Source organism: Streptosporangium sp. NPDC053982 (assembly GCF_055585205.1).
In genome coordinates this window covers 185,662-201,506 of the sequence record NZ_JBVJKQ010000004.1, presented here as the reverse complement: position 1 = coordinate 201,506, position 15,845 = coordinate 185,662, and the positions used below count along the sequence as shown (strand labels likewise).

Here is a 15,845-nt window from a genome sequence, read left to right as displayed (position 1 = left end):
TGGGACTGGCGGCGCGGTTGCGGGAAACCCGGCACGATGACCACCGGATCGGAGCAGACGCATGAGACCGCCGGCCACCAGCGCGTTCGACCTTCCCGGCCACCTCGCCCCCAAGGCCGGCCCGGAGCTGATCGGCGCCGACGAGAAGCACTTCGCGGCCATCGCCGAGAGCCTGGAGCAGACGATCGCCGACCTGTCCGGCCGCCTCGACGCCGCGCGCAGGGCGCCCGGCGGCGAGGGCAGGGAGGCGCTGGAACGGGACCTGGAGATCCACCGCCTGTCCGGCCGCCTGCGCCTGCTGCGCCGCTTCGGCCTGGACCTGTGCCTCGGGCGCATGGTCGGCGCGGACGACGCCGAGCCCGTGTACGTCGGGCGGCTCGGTCTCACCGACCGGGCGGGCCGCCGGCTGCTGCTCGACTGGCGCTCCCCCGCCGCCGAGCCGTTCTTCGGAGCCACCCACGCCAACCCGATGGGCCTGGCGAGCCGCCGCAGGTACCGCTGGACCCGCGGCCGGGTCAGCGACTACTGGGAGGAGGTGTTCACCCCGGACGGGCTCGAAGGGCACGCCGCGCTCGACGACCAGTCCGCCTTCATCGCCAGCCTGGGCACCGACCGGTCGGCGCGGATGCGGGACGTGCTCGGCACCATCCAGGCCGACCAGGACGCCATCATCCGCGCGGGATCGCGCGGCGCCCTCGTCGTCGACGGCGGTCCGGGCACGGGCAAGACCGTCGTCGCGCTGCACCGCTCCGCCTACCTCCTCTACTCCGATCCCCGTCTCGGTCACGACCGGGGCGGCGTGCTGTTCGTCGGCCCGCACCAGCCGTACCTGGCCTACGTCGCCGATGTGCTGCCCAGCCTCGGGGAGGAGGGCGTGCAGACGTGCACGCTGCGGGACCTCGTCGCCGAGGGGGCCACGGCGGTGGCCGAGGCCGACCCGGAGGCGGCCCGCCTGAAGTCGTCCGCGGACCTGGTGAGGGCGATCGAGCCGGCCGTACGGTTCTACGAGAACCCGCCCGCCAAGGGGATGACGGTCACGACCCCCTGGGCCGACATCCGGCTCAGGGCCGAGGACTGGGCCGAGGCGTTCGGCGCGCCGGATCCCGGCACCCCGCACAACGAGGCACGCGACGTGATCTGGGAGGAGCTGCTCACGATCCTGGTGGACAGGCACGACGACGACGTCTCGGCCGACCTCGTCCGCCGGGCCCTGAACCAGGACAGGGAGCTGCTCACCGTCTTCAACCGCGCGTGGCCGCTGATCGACGCGGCCGACCTCGTCGGAGACCTGTGGACGGTGCCCGCCTACCTGCGGCTGTGCGCGCCCTGGCTCGGCCCCGAGGACATCCGCAGGCTCCAGCGTGAGGACGCCCAGGCGTGGACGGTGTCCGACCTGCCGCTCCTGGACGCGGCACGGCAGCGGCTCGGCGACCCGGAGACGTCGCTGCGCAGGCGCCGGCGCGACGCCGCCGTCGCCGCCCAGCGCGAGCGCATGGACCGGGTCGTCGACGATCTGATCGAGTCCGACGACTCCGAGATGCTCACGATGTCGATGCTGCGCGGGCAGGACCTGCAGAACGCCCTGGTCGACGAGGCCGCGCTGCCCGGAGCCGATCCGGACCTGCTCGCCGGCCCGTTCGCGCACGTCGTCGTGGACGAGGCCCAGGAGCTCACCGACGCCGAGTGGCAGATGCTGCTGCTGCGCTGCCCGTCACGGAGCTTCACCATCGTCGGCGACCGCGCCCAGGCCAGGCACGGGTTCACCGAGTCGTGGCGGGAACGCCTGGAGAGGGTCGGGCTCGACCGGATCAGCCTGGCCTCCCTGACCGTCAACTACCGGACGCCGGAGGAGATCATGGCGGAGGCCGAGCCGGTCATCCGGGCCGCGCTCCCGGACGCCAACGTGCCGACCTCCATCCGCAGCGGCGGCGTCCCCGTCGTCCACGGACCCGCCTCGGAGTTGGACGCGGTCCTCGACGCCTGGCTCGCCGAGCACGCCGACGGCATCGCCTGCGTCATCGGCGACCCGGCGTTCCGGGCGACGTCCCGCGTGCGGTCGCTGACCCCGGAGCTGGCGAAGGGCCTGGAGTTCGACCTGGTCGTCCTCGTCGACCCGGAGAGGTTCGGCGAGGGCGTCGAGGGGGCGGTCGACCGCTACGTCGCGATGACCCGCGCGACCCAGCGCCTCGTCATCCTCACCGGCCCTTGACCTCGGCCCGGCCGGTCGTCGTCGCGCCGTCGGAGGGACGATGGCCGGAGGAACCATCCGTGGTCAATTACGGCGGACGGCCCAGACGGTGCGCTCGGTGCGTACCGTCAGGTCGTCGCGGCGCAGGATGCTGTGCGGGCTGCCGGTGTCGAGGAGTCGGTCGAGCGCGGTGAGGTCCTCGGAGGAGAGTCTGTCCGCGATGACGCTGCGGATGCGCTGCAGGACACCGGTGGCGTAGCGACCGATCGCTTCGCTGCGGGTGCCGTCGAGGTTCACGACGATGGTGCGTTCGCTCTCGATGGTGAATCCGGCGGCGGTCAGCATCGGACCCCAGTCGGCACCGCGGTGGGGCATGTGTTCGGCTTGGAAGCGGTCGGCTGCGGCGTGGACGCGCTCTTCCAGGCCGGGCCGTTCCGCGGGGGCGTCCGCGGGCAGGAAGCGGGGGTGGCCGGCCAGTTCGACGACGGCGAACAGGCCGCCGGGCGCGAGCGTGTCGTGGACGGCGCGCAGTGCGCGGTCAGGGTGGGCCATGTGGTGCATCGAGGCCGATGCCCAGACCAGGTCCGGTGAGCCGAGGTCGGGCCAGGCGGCTTCGTCGAGGTCGGCTTGCACGGTGCGTACACGCTCCTGGACGCCGAGGGCGCACGCCTTGGTGCGCAGGCGCTGAAGGTGTTCGGCGGAGGTGTCGACGGCGGTGACGTGCGCGTCGGGGAAGCGGTCGAGGAGGGCGAAGGTGCCCGCGCCCGTGCCGCAGCCCAGGTCCACGATGTGGTGTGGGTCGCTCTGCAGCGGCAGCCATGCGGTGATGGAGGCGGTGTGCTCGGCGAGTACTTCGGCGTCCAGGTCGAGGATCTCCGCCTGGCCCTCCGTCTGCTCGTGGTGGCCGTGGGACGCGCCGTGGTGGGGGGTGGGCGTGTGTGCGTGGTTCATGTTCTTCACACTAAGACGGATATGCGCCTGTGGCACGAAGCGTCCCCATTTACGCAAGATAGTGGTCGGGGGTGCTGCCCGACGCGCAAGAGGTCACCGCCGTGGGGGCCGTCGCGCGGCCCGCGCGATCATTCGGGAGCGCCCTGGACATCGTCGCCGCCGTCGCTCTGGTGGCCGCGGCGGGCGTCGCGGTCGAAGATGCCCAGGATCTCGCAGGGCCCGCCCTCGGCGCCGATCGCGTGCGGCATCATCGTGGGGAATTCGGCGGCCTGGTTGGTCTCGAGGCGGAAGCGGCGGTGGCCGAGCATGAGGATCGCGGTGCCGGACAGCACGACGAGCCATTCGCGCCCCGGGTGCGCACGCATGCGCGCCTGGTTCTCGGGGGGCGGTTCGGTCATGCGCTGGCGCACCACGCTCACCCCGGGGTCGGCCTTGACGGCCCAGTGCATCCGGCCGTGCGCGCTGTCGATCGTCGGGCTGGTGATGACGTCGTCGGCGGCGGTCTCCACGAGCTGATCCAGCGTGGTGTCCAGGGCGCGGGCGAGGGTGACCAGCTGATCCAGTGCGAGGCGGCGCTGGCCGTTCTCGATGCGGCTCAGTGAGGACTGGCTGAGGTGGGAGCGGGAGGCCAACTCCTCCAGAGACCAGCCCTGCGCCACCCGCAGGGCGCGGATGCGTTTGCGTACGAGGCCGTCCAGATCCCCATCTTCTTGCGTCATAGGCAACATTGTATGCCTTGGCAGCATGCCGGGTTTAGCGTCGCGTGTAGATGGTCCGCACCGTCTGGGACCGGTGCACGAGGAAAGGCAGGATGCCATGGCTGTGACGACTTCTCCGTACGCGGGTGACGCACTCCCCGATGGGACCGTCGACGTGGTGGTGATCGGCGGAGGTGCCGCGGGGCTGAACGGTGCGCTGATGCTCGCCCGCTCCCGCCGCTCGGTCGTCGTGATCGACAGCGGTTCCCCGCGCAACGCGCCGGCCAAGGCCATGCACGGCTTCATCGTTCTGGACGGCACCCCGCCCCCCGAGATCCTTCGACGGGGCCGGGAGCAGGTGCGCCGGTACGGAGGGCGCGTCGTCCTCGGTGAGGTGGCCTCGGCCGAGCCCGCCGCCCCGTCGACGGACGGAGACCTGCGGTTCACCGTCACCCTGGCCGACGGTCACATCGTGGCCGCGCGCCGGGTCCTGGTGGCCACCGGCCTCAAGGACGTACTGCCCGAGATCCCCGGCCTCGCCGAGCACTGGGGCCACGGTGTGGTGCACTGCCCGTACTGCCACGGCTGGGAGGTCCGCGACGAGCCCATCGGCATCCTGGCGACCGGCCCGGCCTCCATCGGCCACGCACTCCTGTTCCGGCAGCTGACCGAGGACCTGACCTATTTCACCCAGGGCGGTGACCTGGATGAGGCCACCCGCGCCCGCTTCGCCGCCCGCGACATCCGCATCGTCGACACCCCGGTCCAGGAGGTCGTCGACGACGAGGACGGCACCCTCGCCGGCGTGCGCCTGACCGACGGCCAGGTCGTGGCCCGCCGCGTCCTCGCGGTCGCCACCCGGATGGAAGCCCGCGTCGAGGGACTGGACGGTCTGAAGCTGCCGGTAGAGGACCTGCCCGACAACATGGGCCGCCGCTTCGTCTCCGGTACGGCCGGCACCACCGAGGTGCCGGGCGTGTGGGTGGCCGGCAACGCCACCGACCTCGCCGCCCAGGTCGGCGCTTCCGCAGCGGCCGGTGCCCTGGCCGGCGCCCACATCAACCGCCTGCTGGCCACGACGGACACCGACGCGGCCCTCGCCGCGGCCCAGGGCGAAACTCCCGCCCTCTGACACACGGCGCGACGCCGGGCCCCGTACGCCCCGATGCGTGCGACGACCCGGCCCCGCCCACCCTCCTCGCCCACGACACTGATCGGCCTGACCGTCGGCCTCATCGCCTTCCGCGGCCCCGAGGACACCCCCTCAGCGGTCGCGGACGAGACAGACCCCGCTGAGGCCGTCTCCGCCGACTGACCGCACGAAGGCCGGGCCACAGCCGGAAGCAAAGGACAGAACCACCCCGGCCACCGTCGCCAACGCCCGTGGTCGATACACCTAGGGTCGATCCGCCGTCTCTCTCGCGATCCAGTTCAGGTAGTCCGGCAGCCCGCCTTCGATGGGGACGGCGACGATCTCCGGTGTCTCGTAGGAGTGCGCGCCCTTGACGAGGGAGACGAGCTCATCCAGACGGTCCCCGCCGGTCTTCAGAAGGATCAGGAACTCCTCGCTCCGCTCCACTCTCCCCTCCCACCGGTAGAGGGAGGTGATCGGCCCGATGATCTGCGCGCACGCCGCGACGCGGTCGTTCACCGCGGCGGCGCAGATCCTCTCCGCCTCCTCGCGCGTGCCGGCCGTCACATGCACCTCGAAGGCAGACGTCATACGGCCAGCCTACGCGCGACGTCCTCCCCGGAAGGCGGGCACAGGGCGTCCGCGCGCCCCGCGGGCGCTCTTCTCGCGCGGGCCGGAAGACGCTACGCTGATCACGATGACCACCTCCTGCATCAGATTGGGGGCCCCGTTCGCGCAAGGTGAGTGCTGATGCCGCACTCGACCTCGAACGAGGATCCCCGCCTTTCCCTCTGGCTGCGCGTGCGCGGGTTCGCCGTGCCGCCCCCCATGATCGAGTCGGCGACCGCCCGCCGCAGCGTCGGCGACTGGGCGGCTGCGTGCGCCGCGGCGCACGTGGACGTCGATCTCGACCTGCGCCGTACGGCGCGCCTCCACGGCCGGGAACCGGCCGCCCGTCTCCGGACCGACCTCCGCCACCTGGCACCCGACCTGCTGCGCTGGCACATGCCGAGGATCGCCCCCGACGGCCTGTTGCGTCCGGGCCTGACCGTCTCGCTGGCCCGGTACCACAACGGGGACGGCACGCTTCACCTCGTGGCCAGGACCCCGCCGGCCTGGGCGGACGCCGGACAGCGGATCAGCCTGGCACTCTGGGACGGTTCCCGGCCCGGACCTCATCCACATCCCCACCCCCATCCGAATCGACGCTTCCGTCTCGACCTGCACCGCCACCTGTGGGACGCGCGCCGGACCGGTGAGCTGCGCATCCGTTCCGAGACGGCACCGCACGCACGGGGCTGGGCCGTCGACCGGTGGCCGGACGAGGCCCGGCTGCTGCTCCGCGCCGAGGGACGGGACGGGGGTACGGTCGCCGTCCGGGTCGGCGGGCGGCGTCAGGTGCTCCTCGACGTGGACGCGTCCGGGGACGGCGGCGAAGGACCGGCGCCGCCGATCCTGCCCGACGCGGCGACCTGGGTGCTGCCCGACCTGGCGTTGCTGCGTGCCGGGCTGATCGGGGCCGGCGGGCTGCACCCGCTCGTCGCGGCGGCTCTCGTACCCGGCCGTTCACCGGACGCCGCGCTGCCCGGTCACCGCGACCGGAACGGGCCGCGGACGGTCGAGTGCCGTGGCGCCCGGCACCGGATCGCACTCGTGGACGGCGTCCTGGTCGCCCTGGACCACGACGCGGCCGAGATCCGGCGCGAGAGGCTGCTGGCCGAGCTGACCGGCACCCCGCTGCCCTGTCTGCGGCTGATCGAGGAGGCGCACCGCTCCCCGGAGTGCCTCCTCGACGTCCGCGCGCGGCTGGAGCACGGCGACGCCGCCGGAGCCCAGGCCACCGTCGACGGTCTCCTCGGACCCGGTGCGCGGCTGCCCGAGGGCGCGCTGCGCGACGTACTGGAGGAGGCGGCGCGGCGGCGGATCGACCACGGGCTGTTCCGCGCCGGGCTCGAACCGGGGCCGGGACCGGCCGGGCGACCGGACCGCCGCTCCCCCGAGGGCCGTGCGCGCCCGCGCCACGCCACGTTCCGCTGACACCTTCCCGGACCTCTTTTCCGGGACCTCCTTTCCGGGACCTCGTTTCCGGGACCTCGTTTCTCAGCCTCCGTTTCTCAGACCCCGTTTCCAGATCTCGTTTCCAGACCCCGTTTCCAGATCTCGTTTCTCAGACCTCAAAGGTGATTCATCATGCTTTCTTCTGTTCACGCCTCGCGCCTCGACGTCGCCGGCGACCTGCTGTCCCTGCTCCGCGACACCACCACGGAGCCGCGTGCCGACACGCAGCTGGACGCCCTGACCCTGGCGGTGGCGGCCGACCTGCCCGTCCTGCTGTGGGGGGAGCCGGGGATCGGCAAGACCGCGGCGCTGCAGCAACTCGCCGAGACGCTCGGCCTGCCGCTCACCACGGTGATCGCCAGCGTGCACGAGCCGTCCGACTTCTCCGGCCTGCCGGTGGTCGGTGACGACCCCGCCGTGCAGGGCGTCCCGATGGCGCCGCCGGACTGGGCCGTGCGCCTGGCTCACGCCGGCCGGGGTCTGCTCTTCCTGGACGAGCTGTCCACGGCGCCGCCCGCCGTACAGGCCGCCCTGCTCCGCCTGGTTCTGGAACGGCAGGTCGGGGCTCTGCGGCTCCCGGCGGGTGTCCGGATCGTGGCGGCCGCCAACCCGCGTTCCTCCGCCGCCGACGGCTGGGAGCTGAGCCCGCCGCTCGCCAACCGGTTCGTCCACCTGCAGTGGCGTCACGACCACGATGTCGTCGTACGCGGCCTCGGCGGGACCTGGCCGCGCGCGAGCCTGCCGTGGCTCGACCCGGAGCGGCTGCCCGGGGCGGTGGCGTTCGCCCGGCGCGCGGTGTGCGGGCTCCTCACCGCGCGTCCCGACCTCGTGCACCGGCTGCCGGGCAACGAGGCGCACCGGGGCGGCCCGTGGCCCTCGCCTCGCAGCTGGGAGATGGCGTTGTTCCTGACCGCCTTCGCCACCGCGGCCGACGCGTCCAAGGACGTGCTGTCCATGCTGGTCAGGGGCACGGTGGGAGACGGGCCCGGACTGGAACTGCTCGCCGCCATGGATCGGATGGACCTTCCCGACCCCGAGACGCTGCTGGCCGACCCGGCGGCGGCCGAGCTGCCCCGGCGGGGCGACCTGCGCCAGGCCGTACTCGACGGAGTGGTCGCGGCCGTGCGGAAGCGGCCGGACAAGGAGCGGTGGGACGCCGCGTGGGCGCTGCTGGTGCGGGCGGTGGAGACCGGCGCCCCGGACCTGGTGGTCGTGCCCGCCTCCACGCTCGCCGCGCTGCGCCGCGCGGACTGGGAGGTCCCGGCCGCGATCGAGAGGCTCGCCGGGGTGGTCTCCCTGGGCAGGAAGGCGGACGAGGTCGCGGCGCGGGTGGCGGGCTGATGGACCTCGAGAAGCTCTTCACCGCCCGGTTGTACGCCGCGAGGGCCCGGCCCTATCTGGCGACGGCGCTGTTCGCGCTGCACCCGGTGGAGTCGCGGTCGGTGCCCACGATGGCCGTGGACCGGCACTGGCGGTGTTACGTCTCCCCGGCGTTCGTCGCGCGGACCCCCGTCGAGGAGCTCGCGGGCGTGTGGGTGCACGAGGTCTCCCACCTGCTGCGCGACCACCACGGCCGCAGCGACCGGGTCGCCCGGCAACGGGAGCTGACGGGGCGGGGAGAGCGGCTGCGGATGAACATCGCCGCCGACATGGAGATCAACGACGACGTGTACGGCGACGGCCTGGCCTGGCCCGAGGACGCCGTCCGGCCGGAGACGCTGGGGCTGCCCGAAGGCGAGCTCATGGAGGACTACCTGCGCATGTTCCGGCTCGGGCCGTACACGCAGGGTCTGGTCTGGCTGGACTGCGGCAGCGGCGCCGACGGGCTCGACCGGGAGTGGGATCTCGGGCCGGAGGGCGCGGACGGGCTCGGCGACCACGAGCGGGAGGCGGTCCGGTTCCGGGTGGCGCAGGGCATCAACGCCCGTCCGGGGAACGCGCCGAAGGGGTGGCGGCGGTGGGCGGAGGAGGCGTTCCACCCGCCGCAGCCATGGCGGGAACTGCTCGGCACGGCCATCCGCTCGGCGGTGTCGGGACCCGGCGTGGGTGAGGACCACACCTACGGCAGGCCGTCGCGGCGCTCGGCCGGCCTGCCCGGCGTCGTCCTGCCGAGCCTGCGGCGCAGGCCGCTGCGGGTCAGTGTGGTCATCGACACCTCCGGGTCGGTCAGCGACGCCGAACTGGGGAGCGCGTTGCTGGAGGTCTCCGCGATCGTCCGCGCCGTGGGCGGCCGGCGCGACCTGGTCGGCGTGCTGTCCTGCGACGCGGCGGCCCGGGTCGTGCGGCCGCTGTGCCGGGCCGAGGGGATGACGCTGGTGGGCGGCGGCGGCACGGACCTGCGTGCGGGCATCGCCAGGGCGCTGCGGACGAGCCCGCGGCCGGACGTCGTCGTGGTCCTGACCGACGGACAGACCCCGTGGCCGCGGGAACGGCCCGCGTGCCGCATGGTGGTGGGGCTGTTCTCCCGGGTCGGGCCGCCGGACGAGAGCGATCCCGTCCACGTGCCGGACAGGCCGCCCTCGTGGGCGCGGGTGGTCGACATCGGCTAGGCGGAGGGCCTTCCTCCTCATCCCTCCTCATCCGCCGCGGCGTCGGCGGCCGGAGCCTGTCATGTCGGCCGGCGCCTCCGGGCCATCCGGGCCCCGGCGTTCCGTCAGACGAAGGCGGCGACCCCCTCGTACTCGCCCCGTGGCGCTTCTCCCGTGGTCGTGTATTCGAGGAGCAGCAGACCGGCGGGCGTGGCGTCGTGGCGGACCAGGCGGAGACCGGACGCGGCGCCCGGCGCGGTCGAGAAGCGCCGTCCGGTCCAGAGCACCGTGGGCGCGACCACGAGGCGGAGCGTGTCGATCAGGCCCGCCGACAGCAGCGTGTCGCCCAGGCGGGCACTGCCGTGGATCTGGAGCTCCCGCCCCGGCCGCGCCTTCAACTCGGCGACGGCCCGGACCGGGTCGCCCCTGAGCACGGTCGCGGGGTGCCAGGTCCCCTCGGCGAGGGTGTTCGACACGACGTACTTGGGCAGCGTGTTCATCCGCCCGGTGAAGGGGTCGGCCGGGTCTGTGATCTCCGGCCAGTCGCGGGCGAACGCCTCGTAGGTGCGCCGGCCGAGCAGCAGGCCGTCGGCGAGGTCGAGCCAGTCGGAGGTGCGCCGGACGAACGCCGCGTCGATGTGGGGCACGAGCCAGCCGCCGCGGGTGAACCCGTCGGTGGTGTCCTCGTCCGGCGAGCCCGGCCCCTGGCTGACGCCGTCGAGTGTGACGAACCGGGTGATGGTGATCTTCATCGCGCGGCCGTCCCTTCGGTGAAGGCGGCCAGTTGGCCGGCGACCGTACCCCAGCCCTCGGCGAAGCCGGCCTTCTCGTGATGGGCGCGGGTCTCCGAATCGCCGTGCCGGACGATCGCCCGGTAGTCCGTGCCGTCCGGGTGGTCGGCCAGCGTGATCGTGGCGGTCATCGTGATCGGGCCGACGTTCGCGGGACGCCAGCTGCTGTCGATGGCGGTGGTGAACACGAGCCGCTCGAGTTCGTCGACGGCGAGGAAACACGCGTCCAGATGCGGGACGAACTCCGACCCGTCGTCGCTCATCCGCGTCACGAACGCGCCTCCGGGCCACAGGTCCAGGCGGTCCACGCGGCAGCGGGACGGAGCCGGCACCCACCACCGCTCAAGCCGGGACGGGTCGGTCCAGGCGGCCCACACGGTGGCGCGCGGGGCGCGGATGACCCGCTCCAGGGCGAGGTCGAGGTCGGGGTTCACTGGGTGTTCTCCTCGGGGTCGGTGACGAACTGTTCGAGGCGGTCGGTGCGCAGCTCCCAGATCCGGCGCTGCTCCGCGAGCCAGTCGTCCAGGAGGGCGAGCCGTTCCCGGTTGAGCGTGCAGGTGCGCACCCGGCCCGACTTGACCGTGCGGATGAGCCCGTTCGACTCAAGGGTCCGCACGTGCTTCATGAACGAGGGAAGGGTCATGGGGAACTCGCGGGCGAGGTCGCCGACGCTCGTGGGCCCGCGGCCGAGGCGCCGGACGACGGCGCGCCGGGTCGGGTCGGCGAGGGCGATGAACACGCCGTCCAGCTGCGCCGAATACTGTGCCATGCGGCTAAGCATTGCAGGGCACCATGGTTAGCGCAAGAGCTAAGTATCGACCGGGCCACCGGCCGGAGGAGCCGTTCCTAGCCGGACACGGGAAGCCGTGCGGGGGCGCTGTTGCTCACCTGCCGGAAGATGACCGAGGTGCGGAAGCCGATGATCTCGCCGCGCTTGCTGAGCCGGTCCATGAGGAAGGCGTGCAGGTGGTCGAGGTCCTGTACGGCGACGTGCAGCAGGAAGTCGTCGCCCCCGGAGAGCACGAAGGTGTGGAGGACTTCCGGCAGGCCGCTGGCGAAATCCTTGAAGGCGTCGATGACGGCACGGCTGAGGGGGCGCACCTGAACCGAGACGAGCGCCTGAACGCCGCGGTTGAGGGCGACGAGATCGATGTCGGCGTGGTAGCCGCGGATGACGCCCCGGCGGTGGAGCGCCCGGACCCGCTCCAGGCAGGTCGAGGGGGCGATGCCCAACTGCCGGGCGAGTTCGCGGTTGGACTGCCGCGCATCTGTCTGGAGAAGCCGCACGATCTCCGAATCAAGTTCATCCATGGTCGGCCACCGTAGCTGATTTCAGCCAAACGTTCGATCAAGCTCCCGGACCGGGAGTCATTCGTCCAGCATGGTGCCATCCAACACGGCGAATGAAGGACTGATGAACCCATGTTCGATCATGAGCAGGTCGCGATCCGCACCGGCCGGCGCTCCCGGCTGCCGGTGATCGTGGCCGTCCACTCGACGACGCTCGGCCCGGCGGCCGGCGGCCTCCGCCTCTGGCACTACCCCGACTGGCGGGACGGCCTGACCGACGCCCTTCGCCTGTCGGCGGCGATGACATCGAAGTTCGCCGTGGCCGGGCTGCCCTGCGGCGGCGGAAAGACCGTCGTGGCCCTGCCGGAGGGAAGGGAACTCGGGGACGGCGAGCGCCGCGACGTGCTGCGCGACGTGGCGGACGTCATCGACTCGCTGGGCGGCGTGTACGCCACCGGCCCGGACGTCGGGACCGGCCCCGACGACATGGCGGTGATCGGGGAGACCACCCCGCACGTGTTCTGCCGTCCGGCCCATCTGGGCGGCAGCGGCGATTCGTCACCGCACACCGCGCTGGGGGCGCTCGCCGCGCTACGGGCCGTCAGCCGGCGGCTGTACGGCTCCCCGGAACTGAACGGCCGCGGCATCGCCGTCGTCGGCCTGGGCCGTGTCGGCGCCGGCCTCGCGCGTCTGCTGGCCGCCGAGGGAGCGGTGCTGACGGTGACCGACATCGACCCGGACAAGCGGAGACTCGGTGACGAACTCGGGGCCGCCTGGCGGGCTCCCGACGACATCCTCTCCGCGGACGTGGACATACTGGTCCCCGCGGCCCTCGGTTCCGTCCTGACCGGGCGGACCGCGACCGAGCTCCGCTGCCGTGCCGTGGTGGGACCGGCGAACAACCAGCTCGCCACTCCGGATGTCGCCGACCTGCTGCACCGGCGGGGCATCATCTGGGTGCCGGACTTCGTCGCCGGCGCGGGCGGGGTCATCAACGCCGTCAGCACCGAACTCCACCACGTCAGCGCGGAGGAAGCCCGCGCGCGGGTCGACGCCATCGAGGACACCGTCGGCGACCTGCTGGACACCGCCGAGCGCCATGGCCGCACCCCGGCGCAGGCGGCATGGGACCTGGCCCGGAGCCGGGCATGACGGCGCCGCGCCCCCGTGCGGCGGCGTCCGCCGTGACCCGCCGCAGCTACGACACGGTGGCCGAACGGTACGCCGCCGAGATCGGCGACGAGCTCGGGGGCAAGCCCCTCGACCGCGCCCTGCTGGACGCCTTCGCCGAACTGACCTCGGACGGGCCGGTCGTGGACGTCGGCTGCGGCCCGGGCCAGGCGACGGCCCACCTGGCCCGCCGTGGAGCCCGTACCTTCGGAGCCGACCTGTCGCCCGCCATGTGCGCCGTCGCGCACCGCGCCACCGCCCTGCCGTTCGCCGCGGCGGACATGACCGCGCTGCCGATCCGCTCGCGGACGGTGAGCGGCATCCTGTGCTGGTACGCCGTGATCCACCTGAACCCGTCCGAACGGGCCGCCGCCTACACGGAGTTCGCCCGGGTGCTGCGCCCCGCGGGGCATGCCCTTCTCGCCTTCCACACCGGCGACGACGACACCCGCCCCGGACAGGCCAGCCACCTCACCGAATGGTGGAACCACCCCGTCGATCTCACCTTCCGGTTCCTCGACCCGGTCGCCGAGACGGCGGCCCTCGCCCAGGCGGGCCTCACCCTCACCGCACGGCTCGACCGGGCGCCACACCCCGGACACGAGCACCCCAGCCACCGGACCTATCTCCTGGTGAAGCGGCTCCCGTCCGAACGCGACGCCGGCAGTAGGATCCTTTGATCCCCGTATCCCCCGCGTCGGCGGGCATGCGACCGGCCCGCCGGTTGGACCGCTCAGAAGGAGTCGTGAGAGCTTGGACCGTCGAATTCCCGGGCCGACGCGGCGTCTGGCCTTCCGGGAGATGACCGCCGCCGATCTGGACGACATGGCCGCGCTCCTGGGCGACGACGAGGTCATGCGCCACTATCCGCAGCCGATGAGCCGGGACGAGGCCCTGCGCTGGATCGAGTGGAACCAGCGCGGTTACCGGGAACACGGTCACGGCCTCTGGCTGGTCACGCTCCGAAGCAGCGGTGAGTTCGCCGGGAACTGCGGCCTGACCCTGCAGAACGTCGAAGGTACGGTCCACACCGAGATCGGGTACCTCCTGCGGGCGGAGCTCCACGGCAACGGCTACGCGACCGAGGCCGCGGCGGCATGCCGCGACCACGCCCGTGACGTCCTCGGGCTCGACCGGCTCATCGCGATCATCAATCCGGACAACGTTCCTTCGCAGCGCGTCGCCGAGAAGATCGGGCTGGCCCTTGAACGTGAGGCGACGTACCAGGGCCGGACGACGCGGATCTACGCGTCCGAGCTGTGACGTGACGACCGCCTGAGCGTCGTGCCCGCGGGCGCCGGCGCCCCAGCGTTCTCCGCCCGGGGTGCCGGCGTCCGCCGAAGACATGACGGCCGTCACGGAAGAGCCGACCCGGCGAGGACTTCCATCACCCGGTCGAGACGACCGTCAGACGGCCGTGCGCGACCACTGCTGGTTGGTGCCGCCGTTGCACGGATACTGCTTGAGGATCACACCGTCCGCGGTCGACGCGGACGGTACGTCCACGCATTTGCCGCTGTGTCGTGCCTGGAGCTGGAAGTAGCCGCCGCCTGCGACCATCTGGAACTGCTGGTTGGCGCCGGTGCCGCAGGTGTACTGGATGAGCTCGGCGCCGTCGGCGGTCGAAGCGCCCACCACGTCGAGGCACTTCCCGCTGTGGCGGCTGACGATGCGCCAGTAGCCGCCACCGGCGTCCTGGAACCGCCACTGCTGCCACGGGTTGCCGCCGTAGGCGTACTGGTCGACGCGCGCACCGTTGTCGGTGCGCGCCTGCTGGACGTCCATGGTCTTGCCGCTGTGGCGCGCGTCGATCTTGTAGAACGTCTCCGGCTGCGGCGAAGGGGTGGAGTCGCGGACGGTGTCGCCCCAGCCGTAGCGGACCCGGTCGGCGCCGGACTGGTTGCGGATGGCCAGGGTGAGGTTGGTGCCGCTGCCGCCCAGGGCGTACATCGAGTAGTGGTCGTAGCCGAGACCCGCGGTTATCTTGCCGCCGAGGGCGGGCCAGTAGGTGCCGCCCATCTGGTTGTCACGCATGACCTGCGCCACGGCGCGGAGGTAGCGCACGAAGTTGTCGGTGCTGTTCGCGTCGCCGTAGTTGAGGCCGGTGGCCATCGGCGCGCCGTACTCGGTCATGACCGCGCGGGAGGCGCAGTTGCCCAGAAGCGTCTGGATGTGGCTCCGGAAGGCGTCGTAGGTCATCGCGCCGTAGAAGAAGGCGTAGTAGTGGAAGGACAGCAGCGTCGAGTTGAAGCGGCTGTCGTTGCAGATGTCCCGCAGGTCCTGGCTGAAGCCGGTGCCGCCGATGAGCACCCGGCCGGGCGCCGCCGAGGGGTGAGCGCCGAGCCAGTTCGCCGCGACGTTGCGCCATTCCGCCGAGGTGTAGCCGTGCGGCTCGTTCATCGGCTCGAAGTAGACGTTGCCGTTCGAGCCGTAGGTGCTGATCACACTGGACCACATCGCGTTCCACGCGGCGAGGTTCGTGATCCTGCCGCCGGAGGCCGCGCCGTCCTCCCAGTAGGCCAGGATGACCTTGAATCCGCGGTCGGCGGCGGCGTCGATGGCGCCGCGGTAGGAGTTCCACCAGGTCGTGTCGGCCACGGTGTGGGTGTTGATGGGCAACCGGACGGTGTTGACCCCCATGACGTATTCCATGTTGTCGTAGAGGGCGTTGGCCTTGGCCCGCACCGTCGCGTTGCTGTCGGACTTGCTCAGGCCCTGCACGACGAGCGCGCCGGTGCTGAAGTTGTCACCCAGCACGGCCCAGTTCATGCCTCGGAACTGGTTGGTGGCGGCCTTGGCCGACGACGCGGGGACGAGGGCCGCCACTGCGGTGAGCGCGGTCACCACGAGGGCGACCAGCAACCCGTGCAACGACCGGATGCTTCGCGATGACCCTGATGAGTGACCATCGGACGCGATGCTCAGTGTCATGGAACGTCCCATCACTAGACCTGAACCGCCGGGCCGGACTTTCGCCTGCGCCTGATTGTTAGCGCTAACAAACGAACGCGGCGGAGGGCCTCACGCTAGGAAGGAGGC

The 15,845-nt window shown here is 72.3% G+C and carries 17 protein-coding genes; 9 read left to right on the top strand and 8 right to left on the bottom strand.

Annotated features, from left to right (window positions below):
- The first annotated feature begins 61 nt into the window (after positions 1–61).
- Positions 62–2,209 carry an RNA polymerase recycling motor ATPase HelR gene (gene helR / locus ACZ6W9_RS08360; RefSeq protein WP_470116977.1) on the top strand — a complete coding sequence of 716 codons (2,148 nt, stop codon included), beginning with the start codon at positions 62–64 and terminating at the stop codon, positions 2,207–2,209.
- Between the two features lie 63 nt (positions 2,210–2,272).
- Here the strand turns inward: helR and ACZ6W9_RS08355 are convergent, their stop codons facing one another.
- Both ACZ6W9_RS08355 and ACZ6W9_RS08350 read right to left on the bottom strand, forming a co-directional pair.
- Positions 2,273–3,139, bottom strand: coding sequence for a class I SAM-dependent methyltransferase (locus tag ACZ6W9_RS08355; RefSeq protein WP_470116976.1), 867 nt, complete (start codon positions 3,137–3,139; stop codon positions 2,273–2,275).
- Between the two features lie 128 nt (positions 3,140–3,267).
- Positions 3,268–3,858, bottom strand: coding sequence for a helix-turn-helix domain-containing protein (locus tag ACZ6W9_RS08350; protein WP_389961095.1), 591 nt, complete (start codon positions 3,856–3,858; stop codon positions 3,268–3,270).
- A 103-nt stretch (positions 3,859–3,961) separates the two neighbouring features.
- On the opposite strand from ACZ6W9_RS08350, the gene ACZ6W9_RS08345 reads away from it, so the two are divergent.
- Both ACZ6W9_RS08345 and ACZ6W9_RS08340 read left to right on the top strand, forming a co-directional pair.
- Positions 3,962–4,969, top strand: coding sequence for an NAD(P)/FAD-dependent oxidoreductase (locus ACZ6W9_RS08345; protein ID WP_389961093.1), 1,008 nt, complete (start codon positions 3,962–3,964; stop codon positions 4,967–4,969).
- A gap of 33 nt (positions 4,970–5,002) precedes the next feature.
- The gene (locus ACZ6W9_RS08340; protein ID WP_470116975.1) at positions 5,003–5,152 is read left to right on the top strand and encodes a hypothetical protein; all 150 of its coding nucleotides are present in this window, start codon (positions 5,003–5,005) and stop codon (positions 5,150–5,152) included.
- An 81-nt stretch (positions 5,153–5,233) separates the two neighbouring features.
- Here the strand turns inward: ACZ6W9_RS08340 and cutA are convergent, their stop codons facing one another.
- A complete protein-coding gene (cutA, locus tag ACZ6W9_RS08335) occupies positions 5,234–5,560 on the bottom strand; it encodes a divalent-cation tolerance protein CutA (protein ID WP_470116974.1) in 327 nt (108 codons plus the stop codon).
- Positions 5,561–5,719: 159 nt separating this feature from the next.
- On the opposite strand from cutA, the gene ACZ6W9_RS08330 reads away from it, so the two are divergent.
- The 3 genes from ACZ6W9_RS08330 to ACZ6W9_RS08320 all read left to right on the top strand — a co-directional run bounded on the left by ACZ6W9_RS08330 (position 5,720) and on the right by ACZ6W9_RS08320 (position 9,576).
- Positions 5,720–7,006 (top strand): hypothetical protein, encoded by a 1,287-nt coding sequence (locus ACZ6W9_RS08330; protein WP_470116973.1) that lies wholly within the window; start codon positions 5,720–5,722, stop codon positions 7,004–7,006.
- Positions 7,007–7,159: 153 nt separating this feature from the next.
- A complete protein-coding gene (locus ACZ6W9_RS08325; protein WP_389961087.1) occupies positions 7,160–8,368 on the top strand; it encodes an AAA family ATPase in 1,209 nt (402 codons plus the stop codon).
- Positions 8,368–9,576, top strand: a complete 1,209-nt coding sequence (locus tag ACZ6W9_RS08320; RefSeq protein WP_470116972.1) for a vWA domain-containing protein — start codon at positions 8,368–8,370, stop codon at positions 9,574–9,576. Before ACZ6W9_RS08325 ends, ACZ6W9_RS08320 begins: the two co-directional genes overlap by 1 nt.
- 104 nt (positions 9,577–9,680) lie before the next feature.
- Here ACZ6W9_RS08320 and ACZ6W9_RS08315 read toward each other — a convergent pair whose 3' ends face one another.
- The 4 genes from ACZ6W9_RS08315 to ACZ6W9_RS08300 all read right to left on the bottom strand — a co-directional run bounded on the left by ACZ6W9_RS08315 (position 9,681) and on the right by ACZ6W9_RS08300 (position 11,657).
- Positions 9,681–10,307 carry a dihydrofolate reductase family protein gene (locus tag ACZ6W9_RS08315; protein WP_470116971.1) on the bottom strand — a complete coding sequence of 209 codons (627 nt, stop codon included), beginning with the start codon at positions 10,305–10,307 and terminating at the stop codon, positions 9,681–9,683.
- Positions 10,304–10,780 (bottom strand): SRPBCC domain-containing protein, encoded by a 477-nt coding sequence (locus ACZ6W9_RS08310; protein WP_470116970.1) that lies wholly within the window; start codon positions 10,778–10,780, stop codon positions 10,304–10,306. The genes ACZ6W9_RS08315 and ACZ6W9_RS08310 overlap by 4 nt, the downstream gene beginning before the upstream one ends.
- Positions 10,777–11,115: an ArsR/SmtB family transcription factor gene (locus ACZ6W9_RS08305; protein ID WP_389961079.1), complete on the bottom strand. Its 339-nt coding sequence runs from the start codon at positions 11,113–11,115 to the stop codon at positions 10,777–10,779. Before ACZ6W9_RS08305 ends, ACZ6W9_RS08310 begins: the two co-directional genes overlap by 4 nt.
- A 77-nt stretch (positions 11,116–11,192) precedes the next feature.
- On the bottom strand, positions 11,193–11,657 hold the full coding sequence (locus ACZ6W9_RS08300) for an Lrp/AsnC family transcriptional regulator (RefSeq protein WP_470116969.1): 465 nt from the start codon (positions 11,655–11,657) through the stop codon (positions 11,193–11,195).
- A 111-nt stretch (positions 11,658–11,768) separates the two neighbouring features.
- Between ACZ6W9_RS08300 and ACZ6W9_RS08295 the strand changes: the two genes are divergently transcribed.
- The 3 genes from ACZ6W9_RS08295 (at position 11,769) to ACZ6W9_RS08285 (ending at position 14,069) form a co-directional block, all read left to right on the top strand.
- Positions 11,769–12,788, top strand: coding sequence for a Glu/Leu/Phe/Val dehydrogenase dimerization domain-containing protein (locus tag ACZ6W9_RS08295; protein ID WP_470116968.1), 1,020 nt, complete (start codon positions 11,769–11,771; stop codon positions 12,786–12,788).
- Positions 12,785–13,486 carry a class I SAM-dependent methyltransferase gene (locus ACZ6W9_RS08290; RefSeq protein WP_470116967.1) on the top strand — a complete coding sequence of 234 codons (702 nt, stop codon included), beginning with the start codon at positions 12,785–12,787 and terminating at the stop codon, positions 13,484–13,486. Before ACZ6W9_RS08295 ends, ACZ6W9_RS08290 begins: the two co-directional genes overlap by 4 nt.
- A 73-nt stretch (positions 13,487–13,559) precedes the next feature.
- Positions 13,560–14,069, top strand: coding sequence for a GNAT family N-acetyltransferase (locus ACZ6W9_RS08285; RefSeq protein ID WP_389961071.1), 510 nt, complete (start codon positions 13,560–13,562; stop codon positions 14,067–14,069).
- A 144-nt stretch (positions 14,070–14,213) separates the two neighbouring features.
- Here ACZ6W9_RS08285 and ACZ6W9_RS08280 read toward each other — a convergent pair whose 3' ends face one another.
- Positions 14,214–15,677 carry an RICIN domain-containing protein gene (locus ACZ6W9_RS08280; RefSeq protein ID WP_470116966.1) on the bottom strand — a complete coding sequence of 488 codons (1,464 nt, stop codon included), beginning with the start codon at positions 15,675–15,677 and terminating at the stop codon, positions 14,214–14,216.
- Between the last annotated feature and the right edge of the window lie 168 nt (positions 15,678–15,845).